This is a genomic window from Cobetia sp. PS-4MA, assembly GCF_057670765.1.
In genome coordinates, this window is sequence record NZ_CM173107.1 from 1,566,327 (window position 1) to 1,592,436 (window position 26,110).

Sequence of the window (26,110 nt, forward strand, 5' to 3'; positions counted from 1 at the left end):
TTACGCCTCCTGCCATCCCGAGTCATGACGAGCCGGATTGGTCGCAGGTGACCTGCATTCCTGTGAAGGGCTGTGACAGTCCTCTGGTGCCGACCAGCCTCGGGCCGTCATGCCTGAAGGTCTATCCCGCCTACGCACGCCTCGGCATTCCCGGGGCGGTCAATGAATGTCTGGTGCGGCGTGCGGTGTATCAGCGCCTGCTGCAGGCCGCACGCGCCCTGCCGGAAGGGCTGTCGCTGGTGGTGATGGATGGCTGGCGACCCTGGCGGGTACAGCAGTATCTGTTCGAGACGCTGTATCAGTCGCTCAAGACGCATGACCCCTCGCTTTGCGAGGCCCAGCTGCTGGCGCGTACGCGGGAATTCGTCTCCTTGCCCAGTCGTGATCCTGACGCGCCGAGCCCGCACCTCACCGGCGGTGCCGTGGATGTCACGATCTGCGATGCCGATGGCTTGCTACTCGAGATGGGGACGCTGTTCGATGAGGCGACACCTGAATCCCACGCCGATTATTTCGAACGTCATCCGCCTGGCGCAGACACGCCCCAGGCTGCGGCACGTAACAACCGGCGGCTGCTCTATCACGTCATGACCCAAGCCGGTTTCACCAACCTGCCCAGCGAATGGTGGCACTTCGACTTCGGGGATCAGCTCTGGGCCTGGTACCGGAGCGAGCCCGAGGCACTCTTCGGTCCGGCGGAGATGGACAGCATCGAGAGTCTCTGGAAGCGGTCTCTGCAATAGCGACTCATGGCGGGTCGCACGGATTGGCCATGCACAGCGCCAGACACAAGACGCCCCGCTCGATGACCTCTCGAGCGGGGCGTCTTGTCATCCTGCGCAAGGGAAATCACGCCTCAGCTGACGATCTCGGCCTGATCGAGCATGGCGTGGAAGAGCACGTTGCAGCCGGCGTGCAGGTCCTTGGGGGCGGCATTCTCGATCTCGTTGTGGCTGATACCGCCTTCGCAGGGGACGAAGATCATGCCGGCGGGAGCGATACGGCCCATGAAGATGGCGTCGTGACCGGCACCGCTGACTATGTCGAGATGCGAGTAGCCGAGCTGGCTGGCGGCATTGCGCACCGCGTTCACGCAGTTGTCGGCGAAGTGCTCGGGGACGAAGTCGGCGGTAGGGGTGAGCTCGAAGGCCAGACGGTGACGTTGGCTGACGGCTTCGACGACTTCCTTGAGTTCGGCGACCATCGCGGTGAGGGAGTCGGGCTCCAGCGAGCGCAGGTCGATGGTCATGTTGACCTGACCCGGGATGACGTTGCGAGAGCCCGGATGGACCTGCATCACGCCCACGGTGCCGCGACCGTGCGGTGCATGCTCGATGGCGATGCGATTGACGGCGACGGTGATCTCGGCCGCGCCGAGCATGGCGTCCTGGCGCAGCGACATGGGCGTGGGGCCCGCATGGGCTTCCTGGCCGGTCAGCGACAGATCGAACCAGCGTTGGCCCAGCGCACCCATCACCACGCCGATGGTGGTCTCTTCATCTTCCAGGATCGGGCCCTGCTCGATATGGCTCTCGAAGAAGGCGCGCACGTTCTCGCGGGGGATCTCATCGCTGCCCCGATAGCCGATGGCATCCAGCGCTTCGCCGGCGGTCACGCCATCCGTGTCCTTCTGAGCCAGCATCTCGTGCAATGACAACTGGCCGGTATGCACACCGGACCCCATCATGCAGGGCGCAAAGCGACAGCCTTCCTCGTTGGTCCAGACCACCACCTCCACCGGGCAGCGGGTCTTGATGTCGTGCTGGTTGAGGCTGCGCAGCACTTCCAGTCCCGCCATCACCCCGAAGCAGCCATCGAACTTGCCGCCCGTGGGCTGGGTATCGATGTGGCTGCCGGTCATCACCGCCGGGGCGTCCGGATCGGTGCCGGCGCGGCGCGCAAAGATGTTGCCGATGGCATCGATACGGATCGTGCAGCCTTCGGCCTTGCACCATTGAATGAAGAGGTCGCGCGCCTGGCGGTCCAGTTCGGTCAACGCCTGGCGGTTGACGCCGCCCTTGGGCGTGGCGCCCAGCTCGGCCAGGGTCATCAGGGATTGCCACAGGCGATCACTGTCGGTGCGCAGCTCGCTCAGGGTGCTGACGGGGGAGGTATCCATCTGGGCAGTGGTCATCGATTTCCTTCCTCTCGTGAATATTGTTCTTGTGATGTGTCGTGCGGTTTCAGGCTCTGCTGTCGGCCATCAGCTGCGCCGGAGTGACGAGCAGCTGGTCGGCCATTTCCACCTCAAGGGCCGTCATATGGTGCTCGGCATCCTGCATGTGCTCCGTCATGAGCTGACGGACCTGTTCGTGATCCTGCTGGCGGAACGCCGTGATCAGGCCGGTGTGGTAATGCTGATTGGCGGCATCGAACTGCTTGCGCTCCGGGAGATAGGCCTTCTTGATGACGACAAGCTCGTGCAGCATGTCGTTGAGGAACTGGCACATGAAGCTGAGCAGCGGGTTGGGACAGGCGCGCGCCAGTACCTGATGGAACTCGATTTCCAGAAAACGCTGGCGACGCTGGTCCTCGCCCTGTGGCTGATGGCAACTGCAGTCACTGACATTGTGCTCGAGCGCGACCAGATCCTCTTCGCTGAGCAGGCCCACCACCGATACCGCCATCTCGACTTCCAGCAGCCGGCGCAGCTGATAGACCTGGGCGCCATTGAGCGTCTTGAAGTGCAGGAAGCTTCTCAGCATGCGACTGGCGGGCTCCATGCTCGGCGCATTCAGCACGGCGCCGCCATTGGGGCCCGTCTTCAGCGTGATCAAGCCTTCGACTTCCAGAATCTTGAGGGCTTCACGCAGCGTGCCCTTGGCGCAGCCGTACTGGGCCATCAGCGCCTTCTCGTTGGGTAGCCGGTCACCTTCGCTCAACCCGTCACGCACGATGCTGCGCCTCAGGTCATCGCTGATCAGCTCGGCCAGTTTCTGGCGTTTGGGAGCGCCAGAGCCATTGCTGGTGCGTGACGTGATCAGTGGTGGAGGCGATGTCGGCATGCGATGTCCTGAGCGGAGGCGAGTCATTCATATTTATTCGTATAAATAAGCTTTAGTCGCGGACTCGAGCGCTGTCAAACCCGCAATGCGCACGTGAGCGTCGCGAATTCGATCAAGGGCATGACGCGTCGCATCAAAGGCTGCGCATTGGCGAAGTTCCGGGTGGCAGTCTTGAAAAGCGCCTGGTCTGACATAAGGTTTCTCTATTCGACCCCGCGAAAGGAGGCCCTATGGAAACGCATGATTCTCAGCGAACGCGTGACGCCGATATCGTTATCGTCGGTGGCGGTGCCGGCGGACTGGAACTGGCGGTTCGCCTGGCCAAGGCAGGCCACAAGGACGTGTTGCTGATCGATCGCGACACCAGTCACGTGTGGAAGCCGCGCCTGCATGAGATCGCGGCGGGCCTCGGACGGCGCCAGGTCGATGAGTTGGGGTATGCCGGTCTGGCGGAGCAGTGGGGATTTCGCTTCGAGTGCGGCGCCCTCGAAGGCGTGGACCCTGAACAACGCCAGATCACCCTTGCGGCGATACCGGGCAGGGAAGATGACGCGACCGCCGAGGTGCCGGTCCGCGTCAGAGGTTATCGCCAGCTGGTACTGGCCTTGGGAGGGGTGACACCTGACATGGGCGTCGAGGGCGTGCTGAAGCATGCCTGTCTGCTTGACTCGCCCGAAGACGCCGAACGTATTGCCGAGCGCTTCTCGCGTGGCTTGCTGGCCAACCATGTGGCAAGGGAAACAGCATCGACAGGGGATTCAAGCGCGTCAGCCCCCCAGGATGGTGCCAAGGATGGTGCTCAAGAGTCTCCGGGGCGGCCGTATCAGGTGGTGATCGTCGGCTCGGGTGCCACCGGTGTCGAGCTCGCCGCCTATCTGCATGAGGCGCGTGGCAGACATGATGCGCCTGCGCCGAAGGACTCGCGGGTCGAGATCACGATCCTCGAGGCCACCGAGACCTTCATGCCGGGGGTCTCCGAGGAACTGCGCGAGGCGATCCATCAGCGACTCGAGGCACAGGGCATCAATATCGAACTGTCTCGTCAGGTCGCCAAGGTATCACCCGGCAGCGTCGAGATCAGCGAAGGTGACGAGTCCGTGACTCGCGAGGCAGACCTGGTGGTCTGGGCGGCGGGGCGTGTGGGGCCTGCCATCGTCGAGGAGGTCGAAGGACTGGCCAGCAACAAGAAGCGTCAATGGAAGGTGACGCCCGGACTGCAATGCCTTGAGCAGGAAGCCATCTACGCGCTGGGCGACTGTGCCTGCATCGATGAGGCACCCTTGCCACCCACGGCACAGGTGGCCAGCGAACAGGCCGAGTTCCTGGCGGAAGAACTGCCGCGTCGCCAGCAGGGCGAGGCGGCTCAGGTCTTCGAGTTCAAGGATCGCGGCACGCTGTTGTCGCTGGCCAGGGCGGGCAGCGTCGGTGAGCTCGGTGGCAAGCTCAGCGCCAAGCTGAGTAACGCACAAGGCAACGATGGGCATGAGGATCTGCAGGTGAGAGGGCGCTTTGCACGCGCGGCCTACCAAGGACTGCAGCGTCAGCATCAGTTCCTGCTGCTGGGGCCCCTCAAGGGCTCAGCCGAGGTGGTCAGTGATGTGTTGCGCCACGCCATGGGGCCGCGACTCAAGGTGCATTGAGGCAAGCCGGTGCGCTGGCCCGAGAGGGCAGCGTGCACAGGATGACAGGCCGACATGTGCCGTGGTTGATTCCACCGGCGCATGTCGGCCGTCGTCGTCATCAAAGGCTCGTGTTTCTCACGAGCTTCTGGTCTGTGAACTGGCCACCGGATAGGTGCCGGGCCTGAGAATTCGCGTGTCCACGTCGTGGATATCCCGCAGTCCGCACAGGGCCAGCGTCGTGTCGAGCTCCTTGTGGATGATCTCCAGGGTCTTCGTCACGCCTTGCTCGCCCATGGCGCCGAGTCCATACAGGAAGGCGCGTCCCAGATAGACGCCCTTGGCGCCCATCGCCACCGCCTTGAGCACATCCTGGCCAGAGCGAATCCCGCCATCCATGTGGACCTCTGTCCTGTCGCCGACCGCCGCGAGAATGTCCGGCAGAGCGGAGATGGAGGAGGCCGCACCATCGAGCTGACGTCCACCGTGGTTGGAGACGATCACGGCATCGGCGCCTGCCTGAACGGCCATCTCGGCATCCTCCGGCTCCATGATGCCCTTGATGATCAACTTGCCGCCCCAGCGATCCTTGATCCATTTGATGTCATCCCAGCTCAGGCTGGGGTCGAACTGACTGGCGGTCCATTTCGACAGGGAGCTGAGGTTGTCGGCGTCCTTCACGTGACCGGCGATGTTGCCGAAGCTGTGGCGCTTCGTCTTCAGCATGCCGGCGCACCAGCGCCACTTGGTCGCCAGGTTTAGCGCGGTGGCCACGGTGGGGCGAGGAGGGACGCTCAGGCCATTGATCAGGTCCTTGTGGCGCTGGCCGATGATCTGCAGGTCAGCGGTGAGCACCAGCGCGGAACATTCCGCCGCCTTGGCGCGATCGATCAGCCGCCCGATGTAATCCTTGTCGCGCATCACGTAGAGCTGGAACCAGAAGGGGCGTGTGCTGACGGATGCGACATCCTCGATGGAGCAGATGCTCATGGTCGAGAGCGTGAAGGGCACGCCGAAGTCACTCGCCGCGCGCGCGGCCAGCATCTCGCCATCGGCATGCTGCATGCCGGTGAGGCCAGTGGGCGCGATCGCCACCGGCATGGCCACATCCTCTCCCAGCATCTGCGTGCGCAGGGTGCGATTGTCCATGTCGACCATCACCCGTTGACGCAGTCCGATGGCGGCAAAATCAGCCTCGTTGGCGCGATAGGTGGTTTCCGTCCATGAGCCGGAGTCGGCATAGTCGTAGAACATCTTCGGCACACGGCGTTTCGCCAGGCGTTGCAGATCATTGATGCAGGTGATGGTCATGCAGAACTCCATCCAAGGAGAGAAGGCGGATCGTTTGAGGTTCAGGGACATCGCCAAGGGGATGCTGGGCTTATTGTCTCCGATGGATGGGGGGGTCACCATTGGCGATACGTCTATCTGTCGAGGACGCCTGTGCCATAGCATCATCCTGATTCCGTGAAGCCAGCGCCGACACTTCCCCTATCACCGCCAGCGAGCATTTTCTGACCGCCGATTCCGTCTCAACCGCTGAACGCATACCGGGGAGGACCAACCATGGCGACGCTGACCGACGAGAGCAGCCCATTTTGACAGGCATTTCTACCCGCCGGGCACGCTGATACTGGCTGCCGATGACCGTCAGCTCTCTGCGTGGTGCCTTTGTCCGACAGACGATCAGCATGGCGTGCCTCGGGGATAGCGCAGGCGGCTTCGCAAGGTGTTCAACACCGTCATGCGTCCGATGTCCTGCCCGAAGTCGAGGATGATCTGCCGCGCCTTGTGAATCACGAGCGCCGCACGATGCACCAGCTCTTGTAGCACGGTGCGGATCCGGCGCCGCTTGGCGGGATGGCGCACCGGGCTCAGCTCGCCGGTCATGCCCAGCTGCCCCATCAGCCGCAGGATGTTGTAGGCCAGCTGGGCGAGGTGCAGGATCAGATCGTTGGTGGCGAACTTGCCCGACGGCAGCCGCTCCAGGTCGAGATCGGTCTTGATCTCACTGTGGAATTGCTCGTGGGTGGCATGCGCCTGGTAGCGTTTGATCACCGCCTCCGGCGCCTCGTCCAGGCTGGTCCACCAGCCTTCCAACTCATAGTCCGGTTCGAGCAGCAACTGGCCATCGCGATCGGCGGTGCGCTCTACCAGGCGCATCACGCGTTGGACGACGTATTCGGTCTTGTTGTCGTCGTGGATCGAGACGGTCTGCGTCCACAGCGCCTGGCGCTTGCCAGGACGCAGCTCTTCCCAGTAGTCCGCCGCCACAGCCAACCAGGTATCCTGATCCGCCGTGGCCGAGCCGCGCGGGTTCCATTTGACGACATAGTCGAGCCGGCGCCCCTCGTCGGCAAAGACCTGGCGCTGCTGTTCGAGAAGCGCCAGGTGCGCCTGGCTGTCGAAGCCGCTGTCCTCGCGTAACAGGATCGGTTGCTTGGTCAGGCCTTGGGCGCGAGGCAGTACCCGCTCCAGGAAGGCGTTGCTCTCCTTCATGGTGTGCTGCTTGCCAGGCCGCAGTTCCAGACCCAGGCACCACCCTTCGTTGCCCAGATAGGCGGCGATCGGGGTGTAGCCATCGACCTTCTGGTAGGTCCGCGAGACGCCTTCCTTCTTCGAGTTGCTGTTGTCCATGACGAAGGTGTCGATGTCCAGGCAGACGTGCGTCGTCTCGGCGGTGATCGGTGCTTCGATCAGTGACAGCAGGGTCGTGGACCAGGTGGCGGTGCGCGCCTGCAGGTCGTTGGCGGCAAGTTTCTCCAGCCGCTGTCGCAGCGTCGCCGCGCTCGGCACCTTCTGCAGGGTCAGCAGTTGTTGGAAGGGCTTGTCGCGGCGGAAGTTCTCGACAGCGTCATAGTCGCTCATGCCCAGACACAGCAGGCCCAGGTAGCTCTTGATCACGTCACTGGTGCGCATGCCCAGCGTGGTGGGGAAGCGGCTGTCGATGCTGTCGACGCCAGCGATCTCGAAGCATTGCCCGATGATGGACAGCCCGGCGTGGCTGGTGAGGGTGCGGCGACTGGCGCGGAACTTGACGTTGGGCATGGCACTGTCTGGGTGAATGGCGATATTCGCTATATTGCCATGCAGTTCAGTAGGTTAGAAGCATTTCTGGGGGCTGGTCTCACGGATTCAGGATCATGGCAATGATGCAACCAACCTGCTGCACGACGTCTGCAGACGGACACGTTGACTGCGCGGCCTGAGGTGTCAGGTAGCGCCCCCATGAAAGGTGATGGACCCATGAGATTTGCCTGTAGCGCCTCAGCCGATGGTCGGCGCCCGACAACGCCGCGCGATCCGGCCAGTCCCCAAGGCGCGGCAAGGGCAAGAGTCCTGCGTCGTGGGCGTGACGCGATGCTGGCGTCCTGTCTGTCATGGCTGATGATCAGTCCGGCTCACGCAGCGTCCGTGGTCGCTTCCGAGGCGGAGCGTGAGGGGCTTGTGGTCGCCAATCTGCAGAAAATAGAGCAGCGGGTCGGCGCGCGCCTTGGTGTGACGGTACTGGATACTGCCGATGGCAGACGTGTCAGCTGGCGGGGTGATGAGCGTTTCCCCATGAGCAGCACCTTCAAGGTGCTGGCATGCGGCAATCTGCTCTCGCGGGTGGATGCCCGCCAGGAGTCGCTGTCACGCAAGGTGGAGATTCGCCCGGCGGATCTCGTGACCTACTCCCCCGTCACTGAACGTCAGGTGGAGGGCGATGGCATGACACTGGCGGCGTTGTGCCGCGCCACCATCACCACCAGCGACAATACCGCCGGCAACCTGATTCTCGATGCCATCGGTGGGCCTGTCGGGCTGACGAATTATCTGCGGACTCTGAAGGATGACAGCACACGTCTGGATCGTCGTGAAACGGCGCTCAATGAGGCCACTCCGGGTGACCCCCGTGATACCACCACCCCCGACGCGATGGCGTCCACCCTTCAGCGGCTGCTGCTGGGGGAGGCGCTGAGCGAGGCGTCGCGTCTCACGTTGCAGGGCTGGATGCTGGCCAATACCACGGGAAGTGACAAGCTGCGTGCCGCCTTGCCGGATGACTGGCAGATCGCTGACAAGACCGGGGGCGGGGGGCATGGCACCAACAATGATATCGCCATCATCTGGCCGCCGAATCACGCCCCGTTGATCGTGGCGGTCTATCTGACCGAGAGCGAGGCCGAGCGTGCGGTGCGTGACGCCGCGATTGCCGATGTCGGGCGTCTGCTGGTCTCCGAGGTACTGGCCATCGAGAGACTGGCCATCGAAGGACCGGCCACCGAAGGTGTGGACACGCACGCTGACATTGATCGCGTGACGCGTGAGAGAACGTGCTGAAAGAGCATGCCTGAAGTAGCGCGCCTGAGAGAGCCTGCGTGAAGCCTGGGCAACTCAGCGTTGCCGGCCCTGATGCCATCCTTTACTTGTGACTCCTGCCTCTCGCCCGCATTGTGCCTGAACTGTATCCGCAATGGTTTGCCGGGGGAGATGGTACCCGCTCCCCCTGTCATGTCCGCTCATGAGCCTTGCCCAACCTGTTCCTGCACGTGTCTGGAGGATATCCATGTCCACACTGTTTTCCCCGCTGAAGCTCGGCCCGCTCACGCTGGACAATCGCATCATCATTGCACCGATGTGCCAGTACTCCGCCCAGGATGGCCGGATGCAAGCCTGGCATGACCAGCATCTCGGCAATCTGGCCCAGTCAGGTGCCGGCCTGCTGATCTTCGAGGCCAGTGCCGTCTCCCCCGAAGGGCGTATCACCCATGGCGATGTGGGGCTCTTTGACGAGGCAACGCGTGACGCGATGCAAGGTGTCGTCGAGCGTATCCGTCGTTATTCGCCGATGCCGTTGGCCGTGCAGATCGGTCACGCGGGCCGCAAGGCCTCATGCGAGAAGCCCTGGGAGGGCGGAACTGCCATTGCTCCGGGACAACCCAACGGCTGGCAGACTCTGGCACCCAGCGCGATTCCCTTCAGTGAAGGGGGGCCGCTTCCCGAGGCGATGAGCGCCGAGCAGATCGCCCAGACCATCGACGCCTTCGTGGAAGCGGCCCGGCGTGCCGTCGAGATCGGTCTCGACGGGATCGAGCTGCACGCGGCGCATGGTTATCTGCTGCATCAATTCCTGTCACCGTTGAGCAATCAGCGCGAGGACGACTATGGCGGTTCACTGGAGAATCGCATGCGGCTGACGCTTGAGGTGTTCGACGCCGTTCGCGCCGCGATTCCTGACGAGGTCATGCTGGGCATCCGGATCAGCGCGACGGACTGGGTCGAGGGCGGCTGGGATCTCGCACAGAGCATCGAACTCGCCAAGGCGCTTGACCGCCGTGGCTGCCACTATCTGCATGTCTCAAGCGGCGGGCTCAGCGAGCAGCAGCAGATTCCGGTGGAGCCCAACTATCAAGTCCCGCACGCCGAGGCCTTGAAGGCTCAGGTGGTCATGCCCGTCATCGCGGTGGGCTTGATCACCGAGCCACAGCAGGCGGAAGACCTGCTGGTGACAGAGCGTGCCGATGCCATCGCCCTGGCGCGCGGCATTCTCTATGACCCGCGCTGGCCCTGGCATGCGGCCGCCGCGCTGGGAGATACCGTCAAGGTTTCGCCCCAGTATCTGCGTTGCCAGCCGCATGGTCTGAAGTCATTGCTGGAGAATCAGCAGGACTGAAGTCCGTGAAAGGACATCGATGACTGACGCCCGCGTTCATGAGCCCTTGCTCGATGATCGCGGGCGTTCTTGTTTGCTCAATCCCCTTTGCTCAATCCCCCTGGCGGCGCGAAGCCTCGATTTGAGGGAGGAGAGTGGAGAGGCGTTTGCGCCTCTCCTTGTGGCTCAAGGCGGCGCTGCGCCAGCAGGGCGATGAAGGCTCGGGGGAGTACAGGACGGCTGGCAGTAATTATACGAGTGTGCAATAGTGGCGGAAGATCCACCGCAACCCATTCGCTGCCAGTCGTGACACAAGGAGAGCCAATGCCAAGCCAAGCCCCGATTCTGGGTGTCTACCTGAGTGAATCCCTGGACCTGGACAGCCTCTACGGTGAGGCGCTGCGCCAGCTGGGCGAGGATGTCGTGCTGCAGAACCCGCATGAGATCGAAGACCCCACGGAGGTCGCGTTCGCCATCTGCTGGCAGCCGGGAGAAGACGCCTTCGCGCCGTACCCCAATCTCATGCTTGCCATGTCGATCGCGGCGGGGGTGGATGCTCTGCTCAGTCATCCGGGGCTGTCAGATGAGGTTCAGGTGGCACGGGTACGAGATCCGCATCAGGCATTTCTGATGGCCGGGTTTGCCGCGCATGAAGTGCTGCATCAAGAGCGCGAGTTTGCCGTCATGGCAGACAATGCCACGCGCCGTGAGTGGCAGCCCTTGCCGATGCGTGCGCCCGAGAAGGCGCAGGTGGCGGTGCTGGGCCACGGCAGCATGGGGCGCGCGGTGGTCACTTCGCTGTCGGCACTGGGATTCTCGGTGACGGTCGCCTGTCGCAGTGAACCTGTCGCAGCAGTGCAAGGCGTGTGCTATCTGACGGGCAACAATGCGGTGATGGCCGCGGCTCAGGGGGCGGATTACCTGATCAACATCCTGCCGCTGACTCCGGTCACCGAGAATGTGCTGAATGCGACCCTGTTCGCCCAGCTGCGGCCGGGGGCCTGGCTTGTGCAGATCGGCCGCGGCGAGCACCTGGTGGAAGCCGATCTCGATGCGGCACTGGCGTCCGCTCAGCTGGCGGGCGCGACGCTGGACGTCTTCCGCGAGGAGCCATTGGCGCCCAATCATCGCTGGTGGCAAGACGCGCGCCTGCGCATCACGCCGCATGTCGCCAGTGACTCGCTCCCCGAGGTGGTCGCCGAGCAGGTGGTGGCCACGGCGCGCGAGTTGCGCGATGGCCTGCCGCTCACGTTGGGCGTGGATCGCCAGCGCGGCTATTGAGGCCCTGGTCTATTGAGGACCTTGGCTATTGTGGCCCTCGGCTATTGAGGACCGGAAGGTGGAGGCGTCAAGGCTTTTCAGGGCTCTGCGGAGCCTTTCTCGACCCCAGACAGCGACATCTTGATCACAGGAGACAGCGACATGCAGGCATCGACCATGAGTGACGCGGAATGGCAGGCACGCCTTGATCTGGCAGCCTGCTATCGGTTGGCGGCGCACTACCGCATGACCGACCTGATCTATACCCACATCACGGCGCGAGTGCCGGGTGAGGAAGGGCACTTCCTGATCAATCCCTATGGTTGGCGCTGGGAGGAGATCACCGCATCCTCGCTGGTCAAGATCGACGTCAACGGCGAGAAGGTCGATGACAGCGCCGCGCGGGTCAATCCAGCCGGTTTCACCATTCACTCGGCGATTCATGCGGCAAGCCACTCTGCCAGCTGGATCATGCATACCCATACGCGCGCCGGCGTGGCGGTATCGAGCCTGGAAGAAGGACTGCTGCCGCTGAATCAGATCGCCCTGCAGTTCCATGGTCGCGTCTCCTACCACGACTACGAAGGCATCGCGCTGGATCTGGATGAGCGCGAACGCATCGTGGCAAGCCTTGGCGAGAATCCGGCGCTGATCCTGCGCAATCATGGCCTGCTGACCACCGGTGCCTCTGCTGCCGAGATGTTCAACAACATGTTCTACCTCGAGCGCAGCTGCGAGATTCAGGTCGCGACCCTGTCCATGGGCCAGCCGGTGCGCCGTCTCTCGCCCGAGATCTGTGCGCATGTGGTCGACCAGTACGACATGGCCATCCATGAGGATGGCGATCTGGTACTGGAATGGGATTCCCACCTGCGTCTGCTGGAGAGCCTTGGCAGTGACTATCGTCGATAAGCCTTCCCTCGATGCGTGGCCGCTGTCACGTGAGAGTGAGGCAAGTGCGGCAATCCCGGCGTTGAGTGAAGGAGAGGGGCCCAGATGAGTCGCAAGGTGTTTCAGCGTCTTTCCCAGGATCAGCGTCGTCGCGACCTGCTGGAAGCCACGCTGAGCTGTGTCGCGCAGCATGGTCTGGCCGGCGCCAGCGTGCGCCGCGTGGCGGAGGCGGCCGGTGTCTCACCCGGGCTGATTCGCCACCACTTCGGCACCAAGGATGACATGGTGCGGGCCGCCTATGCCTACATGATGGGCCAGCTGACCTCTGATATCGCCGATGCCAGCCCGGTCAGTGATGAATCCTCGGCGTGTCGTCTGGCACGCTTCATCGCGGCGAGTCTCACGCAGCCCAATCTGGCCGCCCACAAGGTCTCCCTGTGGGCGACCTTCATCGGTCGGGTACGTCACGATGCCACCTACTCGGCGGTCCATCAGGAAACCTATCGCGAGTTTCTCGATCTGCTGCGGTTACTGATCCAACCCGTTCTGAGCGCCAATGATCAGCCCGCTGATGACGCTATCTGTGAGGAGCAGGCGATCGCCCTCAATGGCCTGATCGATGGTCTGTGGCTGGAAGGTGGGCTGGAACATGGCCTCTATGCCGTCGAGCGATTGCCCGGGATCGCCATGCGAGCGGCAGAGGGCATCCTGCGCCTGCCTCACGGCACCTTGCTTGAGCATGTCGAGATGACAACAACACCCCCACCTCACAGGAGTTGAGCATGCGCTACGCCACCATCACCGAACGATTGAGCGATCTGGGCGGTGACAAATGGGCCGTCCACAGTGCCGCTCGTCAGCGAATTCTGGCGGGAGAACCGATCATCGAGCTGACCATCGGAGAACCGGATATCGCCACACACCCGGCGCTGGTCGAGCGCTGTGTCGAGGCGCTGCGCGCCGGGCGTACCCGCTACTCCGATGGCCGTGGCGAACCGGGGCTGGTCGCGGCATTGGCCGAGCGCTACTCAGCGCGCATGCCCGAGATCAGCGCAGACAACGTGCTGTGTTTCCCCGGCACTCAGACGGCGCTGTTCGCGGTGATGCTGGCGCTGGTGGAAGAAGGATGCGGCGTACTGACCGGCGACCCCTATTACGCCACCTATGAGGGCGTGATCCGGGGTGCCGGCGGTGACCTGCAGCCGGTACCGCTGCGCATGGAGCATGGCTTCGTGTTGCAGCCGGAAGATCTGGCCGCGGCCATCACGCCGCAGAGTCGCGTATTGCTGCTCAATACGCCGCACAATCCGACGGGTGCGGTGATGGACCGTGCGACGCTCGAGCGCATCGGTGAGCTGTGTCGCGAGCATGACCTGTGGATCGTCTGTGATGAGGTCTATGAAGCGCTGATCTTCGCGGGCGAATTCGTCTCGCCGCTTGAGATCGAGGCACTGCGTGAGCGCACCGTGGTGGTGTCCTCCATCTCCAAGAGCCATGCTGCCACCGGCTTTCGCAGTGGCTGGGCCATCGGCTCAGCGGAATTCTGCCGCCGGCTGTTGCCTGTCTCGGAGACCATGCTGTTCGGCAACCAGCCCTTCATCGCCGACATGACAGAGGCCGCGCTGCGCGGAGATTTCGATACTACCGAGCGTCTTCGCGAATCACTCGGGCGCCGCGCGCGTCTGGTCCATGAGGCGCTGGCGGCCATCTCGCAGCTGTCTTCCAGCCTGCCCCAGGGCGGCATGTTCCTGATGGTTGATGTCTCACGCACCGGCCTGGATGGTGAACAGTTCGCCTGGCGGCTGCTGGAACGGCAGCAGGTCGCGGTGATGCCGGGCAGTGTCTTCGGCGACTGCGGAAGGCCACTGGTACGTGTCGCCTTGACCGTGCCGGATGACACCCTGCTGGAAGCGGTGCAGCGCATGACGCTACTGTGTGATCAGCTCGAGCCCGACGCAGTGACCTCAGACGTGTCCTCAGGCGTGACCTGAGGCGCGGCCTCGGCGGTGCCGGGACTATCAAACGATTCATCAGATCAACGCAGACACGCCGCCCTCGGGCGGCGTGTCTGCGTTCACCGAAGCGTGATTCACAGCGTCATTTCCAGCCCATCTGCCAGACGCTGTCTTCCTTGAGCTCACGCCAGGCGAGGGTGTAATCCTTGCGGGTCAGTACCGCCTGCAACACGACCTCGACCACATGTTCGTCCTGCTCATCACGAATCAGGCGCGTGACGATGAAATGCCGCTCTCGATTCTTGGGAGTCACGGCGGTCCATTTGCTCTGCAACAGCTTGTCGGGATTCAGGCGATTCATGTCGGGCTCTTGAAGGTGAAGAGTGATGAGAGGCTCACGATGTCATACGGCAGGCGGGCTCTCGTTGAGCAGTTGCCAGAGTGCATCGGTCGCTGTGCTGTTGTTGTCATTGCGGCAATAGCAGGCTACCTCAAGGGGCGGCCCACCCAGATCATCCAGCAGTGAGAGCAGCCTGCCGCTCTCCAGATCATCCTCGATCAATCCATGGGGCAGCCAACCGACCCCCAGTCCGGCCATCACCAGTTCACGAATGCCCAGCGTGAAGGAGGTCTCGCAGATGATGTCGATGTCCTGGGCGCGCTGAAGATCCATCAGATAGGGCGAGGCCAGAATCTGGCCCAGAAAACTCTCCGGATCATAGGCGATCAAGGGCAGGCGTTGATCACTGCGTGGCAGGTGCAGGGGGCGACCCAGGGTATCTGGCGCACACACCGGCAGCAGGCGCTCCAGCCCCAGCGAGAGGCGATTGATGCCGCAATTTCCCTCGAAGACCGGCGCGCCCTGAAGCTCGGAGCACAGCAGCAGATCGGCCTGCCCATGATCGAACAACTGCAGGCATTCACTGCGGTCCAGCGACTTCACCTGCAGTCCGGCGTCGGGGGAGTTGTGCCGGAAATAGCGCAGCAACCGTGGCAGGTAGCTGACGGTGAGGGTGTGCTGAGTGGTGATGATCGCCTTCGGCCCCTGGCGGGCCTCGCTGCGTAGCCGGCTGCGCAGCGTATAGAGCCGCGCCAGCCATTCCCGCATTTCCTGCTCATATTCCAGCGCGTGCTCGGTGAGGATCATGCGCTGCGACTGGCGATAGACCAGCTCGACCCCCAGCCACTCCTCGAGCTGCCGTATTCGGCGCGAGAAGGCGGGTTGCGTCACGTTGCGTCGCTCGGCTGCCAGCGAGAAGGTCCCGGCCTTGATCAATGCGAGAAAGTCTTCGATCCATTCGATCTTCATGCGTCGCCTGAGGAGATGTCGGTTGTTGTTGGAGGTTGGCCATCATGCACCGCTTTCCCATTGTGGTGAAGCCTGCAGCGACACCTGCGGACATGGCACGACGCTGACCGGGTGTCCCATGAGAACGGGGCTTTTGGGCAATGGATATGACTGCCAGTCGGCGTTGCGGACATGTCGATCTTCTGGATATCTGAGTCGGATCAGAGGAAGCCACTGGTCATGCAGAAAAGTAACAAACTTTGAGAAACATGGCATTGGGACTGGCGAGAATCGCGGCTTACTGTTGAGAAGACCGCTCGGCGGCGTGCCGGAGTGATGTCACACATTCGACGAACGTCGTTATGAGAGTAATCCCTATGACAACAATGACTCGCCTGGAGGCTCGTATGCATCTGTCCCGTTTTCCCCGTGTTCGCCTTGGTCACCTCTCGACTCCGCTGGAGCCGATGGACAACCTGAGCAAGCTGTTGGGTGGGCCGCGTCTCTGGATCAAGCGTGATGACTGCACCGGGCTTTCCACTGGCGGCAACAAGACCCGCAAGCTGGAATTTCTGATGGCGGATGCGCTGGAGCAGGGCGCCGATACCATCATCACCCAGGGCGCAACCCAGTCCAACCACGCGCGTCAGACCGCTGCCGCTGCCTGCAAGCTGGGCCTTGAGTGCCACATCCTGCTGGAAGACCGTACCGGCAGCGACGACCGCAGCTACAACTACAACGGCAACGTCTTCCTCGACCAGCTGCATGGCGCGACGGTTGCCAAGCGTGCCGGTGGTGCCGACATGGCCGCCGAGATGGAAGCGCTGGCCGACAAGCTGATCGGCAAGGGCAAGAAGCCCTACATCATCCCGGGGGGTGGCTCCAACGAGATCGGCGCACTCGGTTACGTGAATGCCGCCCTCGAGCTGCTGTCCCAGGCCAACGACATGGGCCTCAAGATCGATCACCTCGTTCACGCCACCGGCAGCGCCGGCACCCAGGCGGGACTGGTGACGGGCCTGACCGCCTGCAACTCCGGCATTCCGGTACTCGGCATCGGTGTGCGGGCACCGAAGGACAAGCAGGAAGGCAATGTCTTCGCGCTGGCGCAGAAGACCGAAGCCAAGCTGGGCCTGTCGGATGTGGTCAAGCGTGAAGATGTCGTCGCCAACTGCGATTACGTCGGTGAAGGCTACGGCATTCCGACCGAAAGCATGGTCGAGGCCGTCACGCTGCTGGCCCAGCAGGAAGGCATCCTGCTGGACCCGGTCTACTCCGGCAAGGGCATGGCCGGTCTGATCGATCTGGTGCGCAAGGGGCATTTCAAGGAAGGCGAGAACGTGGTCTTCCTGCACACCGGTGGTGCCGTGGCCCTGTTCGGCTACCCCGATGCCTTCAACTTCGCGGATTACCAGGCCTGATAGCGTTTGCGGCCAGTGATGCGTCCCGCCTGAAGGTCACGGCGTGACTGACGCATCCCGTAACGACACGCTCCCGGCCCGGGTGGCAAGGGAGCGTGATGATCACAGCAGTTTTCGGGGAATCACAATGACAATCAGACACCTCAAGCTGGCTGAAGCAGCTGACGGCGTGGCAGAGGAAGATCAGCGCACCACGGCCATCGTCCAGGACATGCTGCAGGACATTCGCTCGCGTGGTGAAGATGCCGTGCGCATGTATGCCGAGAAGTTCGACAACTGGAGCGGCGATTTCGTCCTCAGTGAAGAAAAGCTGGCCACGCTGATCGAGAGCGTGCCGCAGAGCGTCAAGGACGATATCGATTTCGCCCATCGCCAGATCCGTCGTTTCGCCGAAGCGCAGCGCGACAGCCTGACGTCCTTCGAGATCGAGACCGAGCCGGGTGTCGTGCTGGGTCAGCGCGTGCTGCCCATCGATGCCGCGGGTTGCTACGTGCCGGGTGGACGCTACGCGCATGCCGCCTCGGCGCTGATGAGTGTCGCCACGGCCAAGGCCGCCGGCGTCAAGCACATCACGGCCTGTTCGCCGCCGCGCGGTGACAGCATCAATCCGGCGGTGGCCTACGCCATGCATGTGGCCGGAGCCGACCGCATCCTGGAGATGGGCGGCGTTCACGCTGTCGCCAGCATGGCCTTCGGCCTGTTCGGCGGGCGCGAAGCCGACATCCTCGTCGGTCCGGGCAATGCCTTCGTTGCCGAAGCCAAGCGCCTGTTGTTCGGGCAGGTCGGTATCGACGTCTTCGCCGGCCCCACCGAATCGGCGGTGATCGCCGATCACACGGCAGACCCGATGACCATCGCGGTGGATCTCGTCTCCCAGGCGGAGCACGGCCCGAACTCGCCGGTCTGGCTGTTTACCACCAGTGAAGAGATCGCGCGCCGCGTCATCGAGCTGGTGCCGCTGGTCGGCAACGACATGCCCAACGCCGAGGTCATCCATGCCGCATGGCGCGACTACGGTGAAGTCATCCTGTGCGACACCCGCGAAGAAGTGGTCCAGATCAGTGATCAGTACGCCTGCGAACACCTGCAGGTGCTGTGTGAGGACCTGGAGTGGTGGAAGCAGAATCTCGGCAACTACGGCTCTCTGTTCCTGGGCGAAGGCAGCACAGTCACCCACGGTGACAAGTGTTCCGGCACCAACCATATCCTGCCGACCAAGCGGGCCGGTCGCTACTCCGGAGGCCTGAATGTCCACAAGTTCATGAAGGTACTGACTACCCAGCAGCTCAGTGCCGAAGCCAACCTCAAGTTCAGTGCCATCGGTTCGCGCATCTCGCGCACCGAAGGGATGGAAGGCCATGCGCGTGCCTGTGACTGGCGCCTCACCAAATACTTCCCCGAGCAGGATTGGGACTTCCCCGTCTATGCCCAGAAGCGTTACTGAGGAGGCCACATGCGTTGTTTTGCCAAGTCATTCACCCAGCAGGAAGCCATCTCCGACACTGCCATCGAGGCTGCCGTCGCCGTGATGCGCAGTGGTCGCCTGCATCGCTACAACCTGGCGGAAGGCGAGCAGGGCGAAACGGCGCTGCTAGAACAGGAATTCGCGGCGAGTCTGGGCATTCCCCATGCGCTGGCCTGTGCCTCCGGCGGCTATGCCCTGCAGCTGGCGCTGCGCGCCTGTGGACTCGAGGCCGGTGACAAGGTGCTGTGCAACGCCTTCACCCTGTCCCCGGTGCCCGGCAGCATCGTCGCCGCCGGTGGCGAGCCGGTGCTGGTGGACATCCTCGAGGACACCACCGTCGATCCGGAGGATCTGGCGCGTGCGGCCGATCAGAGCGGGGCCCGCTTCTTCATGCTCTCGCACATGCGCGGGCATATCGGCGACATGCACGCGATCATGCAGATCTGCGACAGCCGCGGCATCACGGTGATCGAGGATTGCGCGCATACCATGGGCGCCAGTTACGACGGCAAGCCCAGCGGCACTTTCGGTAAGGTCGGCTGCTACAGCACCCAGACCTACAAGCACGTCAATTCCGGTGAGGGTGGCCTCCTGGCGACCGCCGATGATGAGGTGATGCGACGCGCCATCATTCTCTCAGGCTCCTACATGTTGTACGACCGTCACCTGGCGGCGCCGGCAGCGGAGAGCTTCGCTGAGACGCGCCTGCAGACCCCCAACATGAGTGGTCGCATGGACAATCTGCGTGCCGCCATCCTGCGTCCGCAACTGGGAGAGCTGGCTGAGCGTCGCGAGCGCTGGAATGCCCTCTATGCCCGCATGCAGGACCGACTCACGGCCATGGAGGGCGTCACGCCCATCCTGCGTGGCCCGCTGGAAGGCTACGTTGGAAGCTCCATCCAGTTCACGCTGGCGCAGTGCACCCACGAGCAGATCGCCGCCTTCATCGCAGGCTGTGAAGCGCGTGGGCTACCGGTGAAATGGTACGGCAAGTCGCTGCCTGAGGATTACACCAGTCGCTACGACAGCTGGGCCTATCTGGGCAGCCATCGTGCGGTGCCCAATGCCGACCGGGTGCTGGCGACACTGTGTGATCTGCGCCTTCCGCTGACCTTCGACGTCCAGGACTGTGAGGTGATCGCGGACCTGATTCAGGACGCTCTGCACAGCGCACGACCAGTCTTGACCGTCGCGTGACTGTGCCTGGCGGCAGCATATGACAGTGGTGAACCCATAACGATAACGCTTTGAAAGCCACATGATCTTCAATCCGCATGTCCTGGTGACAGGGCATGTGGACCCGCAACCAGTGGAGTAATAACAATGTTCAATAAAGCTCTCTTGGCAACCGCAGTGATGTTGGTGATGTCAGCGACCGCTCAGGCCAAGACCTTCAAGGTCGGCATGGGCGATCCGATGGATTCGGATCAGGGCGCACTTGCACAGCGCTTCGAGGAACTGGTCGAGCAACTCTCCGATGGCGAGATGCAGGTGGAGTTGTTCCCGGGCGGTCAGCTGGGCTCCGAGACCGGCATGATCCAGGACACGCGTATCGGCAAGCTGGACTTCGCGCTGATCGGCGTCGGCAACCTGACGCCCTATGCGCCGCGCCTCGGCGCGCTCACCATGCCCTATGCATTGCGTAGCCATGCGGATGCCGTTAAGGCCACCACCGGCCCGCTGGCGGATGAATGGAACCAGATCGCCGAGAAACAGGCCGGCGTCCACATCGTCAGCTGGCTGTATTCCAACTTCCGTTATCTGACCAACTCCAAGCGTCCGGTGACATCATTGGAAGACCTTGAGGGCCTGAAGATCCGTGTGCCGCAGAACAAGATTATGCTCGCCACCTATCAGGCCTGGGGTGCCAGCCCGATCAGCATGTCGTGGCCGGAAGTCTTCACCGGTCTGCAGCAGGGCGTGATCGATGGTCAGGACAACCCGGATATCGTCAATTACACGATGAAATTCCAGGAAGTGCAGAAGTATCTGACCGAGGTTCACTATCAGTACTCCCTGCAGCCCATCGTCATGGGGGTGCGTACCTACAACAAGCTCTCTGACGAGGAGCGCGAGATCATCGATCGCGCTGGCCTGGAAGCCCAGCTCTATGCGCTTCAATTCCAGCTGACCGAGGCCTCTCAAGCGCGTGCTGGCATGGAAGCGGAAGGGGTGCAGTCCGCTCAGCTGACCGACGAGGACAAGTGGGTCAGCATCGCCAAGGAAAAGGTCTGGCCGCAGTTCTATGAAGAGATCGGCGGCAAGGAATCCTTCGATGAATTGCAGAAAGCATTGGGCTACTGAGCCCGAGTGGGCGGGGGCGCTCGCGGCGTCAGCGTGAATGATGCCTGAGCGACCCCTGCTGCGTTCAATGCTCTCGAGCAGGGATACCCCCCAGTGCGGGTATCCCTCTCATAGTTCATCGTGAAGGAGGCTCGCATGTTGGCCAGATTGAACAATATCGAGGATTACGCCTGCCGTTTCCTGCTGGCGGTCTTCGTACTCCTGCTGTTTTCTCAAGTGGTATTGCGTGTCGTGTTCGGTATCGGCATGGCATGGATGGAAGAGCTGGCACGCTACGCCTTCGTCTGGTTCGTTTTCCTGGGGGCTGCACATGCGGCTCACCTGAGTGCCCACAATCGGCTGCAGACCCACATCAATCTGCTGCCGCGCAAGGTGGCCAACGCCATCCTGCTGTTCGTCGACATCATCTGGGCACTCTTCAGCCTGACCATCGCCTACAAGAGCCTGGATCTGATCGGACTTCTCACCGAGTTCCCCTATGAGTCACCGGCGCTCGGCTGGTCGCTCGCCTACGTCTATTACATCTTCCCAGTGGCCTTCACCTTGATGGCCTTTCGCGTATTGCAGGTGCAGTTCCTCAAGCTGGTCAGAGGCATCGAGCCCGGTAACGTGGACGACGAGGAAGTGAAGCGCATCACGGAATCGACCCCAGATTCCACCGACGTCACTCGCACCGCCAAGATGGGAGGCTGATACCATGGCCGCGACTATTCTGTTCTCTCTGTTTGGTGCACTGCTGTTTCTGGGCTCCCCCATCGTCGTTGCCCTTGGGGTGGCGTCCATGGCGGTCTATGTCGTCAGTGGTGATGACATCACCTCGCTGGTGGAGCTGGCATTCTCGTCGATCAACTCCTTTCCGCTGATGGCACTGCCGTCCTTCATTCTGGCGGGTGCCCTGATGGGCGACGCCGGCATCGCGCGGCGTCTGATTCGTATCGCCGAAGAGCTGGCTGGGCCGGCCGCAGGTGGTCTGGGGGCGGCGGCAGTGATGGCCTGCATGTTCTTCGGCGCCATTTCCGGCTCGGGGCCGGCGACCACGGCGGCCGTGGGCATGCTGGTGATTCCGGCGATGATCGAACGTGGCTACGGCCGCAGCTATCCGGCGGCGATCACCGCCACCGCTGGCGGACTGGGCGTCGTGATTCCTCCCAGCATGCCGTTGGTCATCTACGGGGTGACCGCCAACGAGTCGATCTCGGCGCTGTTCATGGCGGGGGTCATCCCGGGCATCATGCTAGGGGCGGCCCTGATGATCGCCAACTACATCACCGCCAAGCGCAACGGCTATCAGGCCCAGGGCGAGCCGTACGACAAGGCACGTGTCTTCAAGGTGCTCAAGGAAGGCTTCTGGTCACTGATGGCACCGGTGGTCATCCTCGGCGGCATCTACAGCGGTCTCTTCACGCCGACCGAAGCCGCCGTCGTCTCGATCTTCTATGCGCTGTTCGTCGGCGTCTTCATTCACAAGGAGTCCTCGTTGTTGGGCTTGAATGAAGCCTTCCAGAACACGACCTGGCTGACCGGTCGCGTGCTGATCATCATGTTCACCGCCACCGCCTTCGGTCGCATCCTGGTGGAGCATCACATTCCGGCCATGATCGCCCAGGGCATCCTCAACATCACCGACAGCCTGTGGCTGGTGTGGATTCTGGTGATCGCCTTCCTGTTGATCGTCGGCATGTTCATCGAGATCCTGGCGACCATCATGATCGTCACGCCGGTGCTGCTGCCGGTGATGGTGGAGCTGGGCGTCGACCCGGTGCACTTCGGGATCGTGCTGGTGGTCAGCCTGGGGATCGGCTTCTCGACCCCGCCGCTGGGCGAAAACATGTTCATCAGTTCCAGCATCGCCAACGTGTCCATCGAGAAGATCTCGGTGCGTGCGCTGCCGCTGGTCGGCACCATGGTGCTGATCGCCTTGCTGCTGGCCTTCGTGCCGCAGCTGACGATGTGGCTGCCGGACATGATGGGCTTCTAGCGGCGCAGCGGATGGCAGTTGCTCGTCATCACAGTTCCTCGAGAGGATGCCGGCCACGTCGCTATCCTCTCGAGCCTTGACCTTCAGTGAGAGTTTTGTCGGAGAACGACCAATGAGAAGCTCGCATGACGCCTCGGGCGCAGAACATATTGTCGTGGGCGTGTTGGGCGGCATGGGGCCGGATGCCACGGTGGCCTTCATGCAGCAGGTGATCCAGGCCACGCCGGCCGAGGATGACATCGATCATGTGCACATGATGGTCGACAACAATCCCAAGGTGCCGTCGCGCATCAAGGCTCTGCTGGAAGGGTGCGATGTCTCTCCGGGGCCTGCCATCGCGGAAATGGCCCAGCGACTGGAGCAGTCAGGATGTGATTTTCTGGTCATGCCCTGCAATACCGCCCACTACTACTGGCAGGATGCTCAGGACGCCGTCTCGATTCCGGTGTGGCATATCGTCGAGCGCACTTTGGACCGGGTGGCGGCGCAGTGGCCGGGCGCACGTGTCGGCATGCTGTGTTCGCCGGCGCTGCGCAAGATAGGTCTTTACGAAGGCTTCATCGCGGCGCGTGGTCTATCGCTGGCCTATCCCCAGGATGAGGACGCGATGCTGGAGGTGATTCGCAGCGTCAAGAAAGGACAGGTGAGTGATGACGCCGTCGGGGGGGCCTTCCGTCAGGCAGCCGCTGACCTGGTGGCGCAGGAAGCGGATGTGCTGGTACTGGCCTGCACGGAGCTCTCCCTCATCAGCCATCTCCTGGATGACCGGCTGCCGATCGTGGATTCCGTCGAAGCGCTGGCCGTGAGTGTCGCGCAGGCTGCCACCCAGTAAGCGTCGAGCACAGCGGTGGCTGTGTCCTCATTTGGTAGAGAGCGTTTCCAAGCGCTTGCCCACGCTCAAGTGGCGCCACGCTCAGGTAGCGTCATGCAAAGACCCCGCGGCATCGTCATGGCGATGCGCGGGGTCTTCGCCCATGGGGGGGCGTAGTCACGCGTCGCCAATATCACTGCCCGAGCGGCGCTGCTCGCGCTCCTGCAGGTAGCGTGCAGGCGTGGTGCCGAGCAGCTTCTTGAACATGCTGATGAAGGCGTTGACGGACTGATAACCGACGTCTTCCGAGACGCGCTGCACGCTCATGCCCTCGGCCAGCAGGCGGATCCCCACCACCAGGTGGAGTTGCTGGCGCCAGCGGCTGAAGCTCAGGCCGGTGTCACGCTGGATAAGCCGGGCGAGGGTGCGTTCGCTCATCGCCAGTTCGCTCGCCCACTCGGCCAGGGTGCGCCGATCATCCGGTGTCTTGATCAGGGCATCGCTGATGCGGGTCAGCCGCGGGTCTTCAGGCAAGGGCAGATGCAGACGTTCGCTGGGCATGCAGGCCAGTTCTTCCAGCAGGACATCGACCAGCCGCGCTGTCGGCCCCTGTTCAGGATATGGCTGGGGCAGCTCCGCCAGACGCAGCACCAGCTCACGCAACAGGGGCGAGATCGACAGCGTACAGCTGTGGCTCGGCATCTCAAGCGCTCCGGGCTCGATGAACAGGTGGCACACGCGGCCGCCACGGGTCAGGTGGTTGCTGTGGGGCAGGTTGCCGGGAATCCAGACGCCGCTGTGCGGCGGCACCATCCACAGCCCTTCCGGCACGCGGCTGGTCACGACGCCATGCAGGGCGATGACCAGCTGTCCCTTGCGATGCTGGTGGATCGGGACTTCCATCACCTGTTGTCCGGTATCCACATGCAGGGCGCTGGCCGGAATCTCGTAGATGTCCGGGTCATGTTCGCAGACGCTGCTGGAGAAGGGCACGGAGGAGTGACCGCTGGCGACTCCCGACGATGAGGTTGCGTCTCGCGTGGCAAGGGAAATCGGCGTCGCGGAGGTCCTAGAGGAGGTGGCTGGCATGTCGGCTCGCAGATTGTCCGATTTCAGGTATCTGATGTCATGATGGCTCAATTCTGCAGCGATATTGGCGATTACGCTATCGTTAATCTGCGCGGGAATTCACCTCTGATGTGTCGTCCCGCTATCTGTCCGTTCCAAGTTCGCTGCGAGCGTCTCATGACTGAACTCTGCCACTCTTCTCCTGTTCGGCGATTGAGCCATCCTGCCGTGTTGATCGCCGGCATCCTGATGATTGCCATGAATCTGCGTGCGCCCTTTACCAGTATCGCACCGTTGCTTGAGCGGCTGCAGGCGGCGCTGGGCTTCAATGCCACGGCGGCAGGGTTGCTGATGATTCTGCCGCTGTTGGCGTTCGTCGTGGTGTCCCCCTGGGTACCCCGTCTCGCACGTCATGTGGGGCTTGAGCGCAGTGTATTCCTTGCCTTGCTGGCGATCGCCGCCGGCATCGTGCTGCGGGTGCAGGGCAACACGCTGGCGCTCTATGTGGGGATCGCCATGATCGGGGCGGGCATCGCGGTGGGCAATGTGCTGTTGCCCAGTCTGGTCAAACGCAGCTTTCCCCGACACATCGCGCTGCTGACCTCCTGCTATGTGCTGACCATGGGCATCATGGCCGCCATCGCCTCGGCGGTGATGGTGCCGCTGGCGCAGGACAGTCCGGATGGCTGGCAATTCGCGATGCTCATCGTGGTCATCCTGCCATTGATGACGATGGTGATGTGGTGGCCACAGTTGTCACATCGCTCCCTGCCGGCGGCGAAGGAAGTCGAGAAGGGTGCCGCGGGTCCGGTGCGTCAGGCAGCCGTGTGGCGCTCGCCACTGGCCTGGCAGGTGACGCTGTTCATGGGGATCAATTCGCTGCTGTTCTATACCGTCAACAGCTGGCTGCCGAGCATGCTGGCGGACAACGGCTTTTCCCCGGAAAAGGCGGGATCGTTGCATGGCCTGCTGCAGTTGGCCTCAGCCTTGCCGGGGCTGATTCTGGTGCCTCTGATGCCGCGCCTGAAGGATCAACGCCTGATCGCCTTCGCGACGCCCTGCATGTCGCTGGCAGGGTTCATCGGGCTGTGGCTGATGCCGGGGTGGGCGCTGGTGTGGGTGCTGTTGCTGGGCGCGGGCTCCGGTGCCAGCTTCATTCTCGCCCTGTCGTTCATGGGGCTCAGAGCGCGCGATGCCATGCAATCGGCGTCGCTGTCGAGCATGGCGCAGACCCTGGGCTATCTGCTCGCGGCCATGGGGCCGCCGTTGATCGGGGCGCTCTACGATCGGCAGGGTGACTGGCAGCTGGCATTGATGGTGTGTGCCTCCCTCAGTGTGCTGATGGCGGGGATCGGCTGGCTGGCGGGCAGGGACCGCCAGTTGCCTGAGGCGTCGGCATCTGAATAATGG

At 62.8% G+C, this 26,110-nt stretch carries 23 protein-coding genes; 16 read left to right on the forward strand and 7 right to left on the reverse strand.

Going from position 1 to position 26,110, the window contains the following annotated elements; all coding sequences use genetic code 11:
- The first annotated feature begins 47 nt into the window (after positions 1–47).
- Entirely contained in the window at positions 48–743 is a 696-nt protein-coding gene (locus tag AC26AR_RS06730) for a M15 family metallopeptidase (protein ID WP_417286402.1), read from the forward strand.
- Positions 744–856: 113 nt separating this feature from the next.
- On the opposite strand, the gene AC26AR_RS06735 is transcribed toward AC26AR_RS06730, so the two are convergent.
- Both AC26AR_RS06735 and AC26AR_RS06740 read right to left on the reverse strand, forming a co-directional pair.
- A complete protein-coding gene (locus AC26AR_RS06735; RefSeq protein WP_254627160.1) occupies positions 857–2,134 on the reverse strand; it encodes a Zn-dependent hydrolase in 1,278 nt (425 codons plus the stop codon).
- Between the two features lie 49 nt (positions 2,135–2,183).
- Positions 2,184–3,005 (reverse strand): FadR/GntR family transcriptional regulator, encoded by an 822-nt coding sequence (locus AC26AR_RS06740; protein WP_175090271.1) that lies wholly within the window; start codon positions 3,003–3,005, stop codon positions 2,184–2,186.
- 230 nt (positions 3,006–3,235) lie between these two features.
- Here AC26AR_RS06740 and AC26AR_RS06745 point away from each other — a divergent pair, with 230 nt between their 5' ends.
- The gene (locus tag AC26AR_RS06745) at positions 3,236–4,645 is read left to right on the forward strand and encodes an NAD(P)/FAD-dependent oxidoreductase (protein WP_175090270.1); all 1,410 of its coding nucleotides are present in this window, start codon (positions 3,236–3,238) and stop codon (positions 4,643–4,645) included.
- A 117-nt stretch (positions 4,646–4,762) separates the two neighbouring features.
- On the opposite strand, the gene AC26AR_RS06750 is transcribed toward AC26AR_RS06745, so the two are convergent.
- On the reverse strand, positions 4,763–5,935 hold the full coding sequence (locus tag AC26AR_RS06750; RefSeq protein WP_077376993.1) for an alpha-hydroxy acid oxidase: 1,173 nt from the start codon (positions 5,933–5,935) through the stop codon (positions 4,763–4,765).
- Between the two features lie 375 nt (positions 5,936–6,310).
- Positions 6,311–7,672 (reverse strand): IS1380 family transposase, encoded by a 1,362-nt coding sequence (locus AC26AR_RS06755; RefSeq protein ID WP_040244555.1) that lies wholly within the window; start codon positions 7,670–7,672, stop codon positions 6,311–6,313.
- 198 nt (positions 7,673–7,870) lie between these two features.
- Here AC26AR_RS06755 and bla point away from each other — a divergent pair, with 198 nt between their 5' ends.
- The 6 genes from bla to AC26AR_RS06785 all read left to right on the forward strand — a co-directional run bounded on the left by bla (position 7,871) and on the right by AC26AR_RS06785 (position 14,401).
- Entirely contained in the window at positions 7,871–8,947 is a 1,077-nt protein-coding gene (gene bla / locus AC26AR_RS06760) for a class A beta-lactamase (RefSeq protein WP_488107771.1), read from the forward strand.
- Between the two features lie 226 nt (positions 8,948–9,173).
- Positions 9,174–10,280 (forward strand): NADH:flavin oxidoreductase/NADH oxidase, encoded by a 1,107-nt coding sequence (locus tag AC26AR_RS06765; RefSeq protein ID WP_175090268.1) that lies wholly within the window; start codon positions 9,174–9,176, stop codon positions 10,278–10,280.
- 303 nt (positions 10,281–10,583) lie between these two features.
- The gene (locus AC26AR_RS06770) at positions 10,584–11,540 is read left to right on the forward strand and encodes an NAD(P)-dependent oxidoreductase (RefSeq protein WP_175090267.1); all 957 of its coding nucleotides are present in this window, start codon (positions 10,584–10,586) and stop codon (positions 11,538–11,540) included.
- A gap of 141 nt (positions 11,541–11,681) precedes the next feature.
- Complete coding sequence (locus AC26AR_RS06775) at positions 11,682–12,431, forward strand: class II aldolase/adducin family protein (RefSeq protein ID WP_217485918.1); 750 nt, start codon at positions 11,682–11,684, stop codon at positions 12,429–12,431.
- An 84-nt stretch (positions 12,432–12,515) separates the two neighbouring features.
- The gene (locus AC26AR_RS06780) at positions 12,516–13,190 is read left to right on the forward strand and encodes a TetR/AcrR family transcriptional regulator (protein WP_175090266.1); all 675 of its coding nucleotides are present in this window, start codon (positions 12,516–12,518) and stop codon (positions 13,188–13,190) included.
- 2 nt (positions 13,191–13,192) lie between these two features.
- Positions 13,193–14,401: a pyridoxal phosphate-dependent aminotransferase gene (locus AC26AR_RS06785; protein WP_175090265.1), complete on the forward strand. Its 1,209-nt coding sequence runs from the start codon at positions 13,193–13,195 to the stop codon at positions 14,399–14,401.
- Positions 14,402–14,507: 106 nt separating this feature from the next.
- Here AC26AR_RS06785 and AC26AR_RS06790 read toward each other — a convergent pair whose 3' ends face one another.
- The gene (locus tag AC26AR_RS06790) at positions 14,508–14,726 is read right to left on the reverse strand and encodes a TIGR02450 family Trp-rich protein (RefSeq protein WP_175090264.1); all 219 of its coding nucleotides are present in this window, start codon (positions 14,724–14,726) and stop codon (positions 14,508–14,510) included.
- A gap of 42 nt (positions 14,727–14,768) precedes the next feature.
- The gene (locus AC26AR_RS06795) at positions 14,769–15,674 is read right to left on the reverse strand and encodes a LysR family transcriptional regulator (protein WP_175090263.1); all 906 of its coding nucleotides are present in this window, start codon (positions 15,672–15,674) and stop codon (positions 14,769–14,771) included.
- 386 nt (positions 15,675–16,060) lie between these two features.
- On the opposite strand from AC26AR_RS06795, the gene cuyA reads away from it, so the two are divergent.
- The 7 genes from cuyA (at position 16,061) to cuyB (ending at position 23,653) form a co-directional block, all read left to right on the forward strand.
- Positions 16,061–17,074 carry a D-cysteate sulfo-lyase gene (cuyA, locus tag AC26AR_RS06800; protein ID WP_077376967.1) on the forward strand — a complete coding sequence of 338 codons (1,014 nt, stop codon included), beginning with the start codon at positions 16,061–16,063 and terminating at the stop codon, positions 17,072–17,074.
- 127 nt (positions 17,075–17,201) lie between these two features.
- Complete coding sequence (gene hisD / locus AC26AR_RS06805) at positions 17,202–18,518, forward strand: histidinol dehydrogenase (protein WP_175090262.1); 1,317 nt, start codon at positions 17,202–17,204, stop codon at positions 18,516–18,518.
- Positions 18,519–18,527: 9 nt separating this feature from the next.
- The gene (locus AC26AR_RS06810) at positions 18,528–19,736 is read left to right on the forward strand and encodes a DegT/DnrJ/EryC1/StrS family aminotransferase (protein WP_488107772.1); all 1,209 of its coding nucleotides are present in this window, start codon (positions 18,528–18,530) and stop codon (positions 19,734–19,736) included.
- A 168-nt stretch (positions 19,737–19,904) separates the two neighbouring features.
- Entirely contained in the window at positions 19,905–20,843 is a 939-nt protein-coding gene (locus tag AC26AR_RS06815; protein ID WP_217485917.1) for a TRAP transporter substrate-binding protein, read from the forward strand.
- 135 nt (positions 20,844–20,978) lie between these two features.
- Positions 20,979–21,536, forward strand: a complete 558-nt coding sequence (locus AC26AR_RS06820; RefSeq protein ID WP_175090259.1) for a TRAP transporter small permease — start codon at positions 20,979–20,981, stop codon at positions 21,534–21,536.
- A gap of 4 nt (positions 21,537–21,540) precedes the next feature.
- Positions 21,541–22,821 carry a TRAP transporter large permease gene (locus AC26AR_RS06825; RefSeq protein ID WP_175090258.1) on the forward strand — a complete coding sequence of 427 codons (1,281 nt, stop codon included), beginning with the start codon at positions 21,541–21,543 and terminating at the stop codon, positions 22,819–22,821.
- 112 nt (positions 22,822–22,933) lie between these two features.
- Positions 22,934–23,653 carry a cysteate racemase gene (gene cuyB / locus AC26AR_RS06830; protein WP_136937933.1) on the forward strand — a complete coding sequence of 240 codons (720 nt, stop codon included), beginning with the start codon at positions 22,934–22,936 and terminating at the stop codon, positions 23,651–23,653.
- Between the two features lie 156 nt (positions 23,654–23,809).
- On the opposite strand, the gene AC26AR_RS06835 is transcribed toward cuyB, so the two are convergent.
- Positions 23,810–24,721, reverse strand: a complete 912-nt coding sequence (locus AC26AR_RS06835) for an AraC family transcriptional regulator (RefSeq protein ID WP_175090257.1) — start codon at positions 24,719–24,721, stop codon at positions 23,810–23,812.
- A 156-nt stretch (positions 24,722–24,877) separates the two neighbouring features.
- On the opposite strand from AC26AR_RS06835, the gene AC26AR_RS06840 reads away from it, so the two are divergent.
- Positions 24,878–26,107, forward strand: coding sequence for an MFS transporter (locus tag AC26AR_RS06840; RefSeq protein ID WP_175090256.1), 1,230 nt, complete (start codon positions 24,878–24,880; stop codon positions 26,105–26,107).
- Positions 26,108–26,110 lie beyond the last annotated feature (3 nt).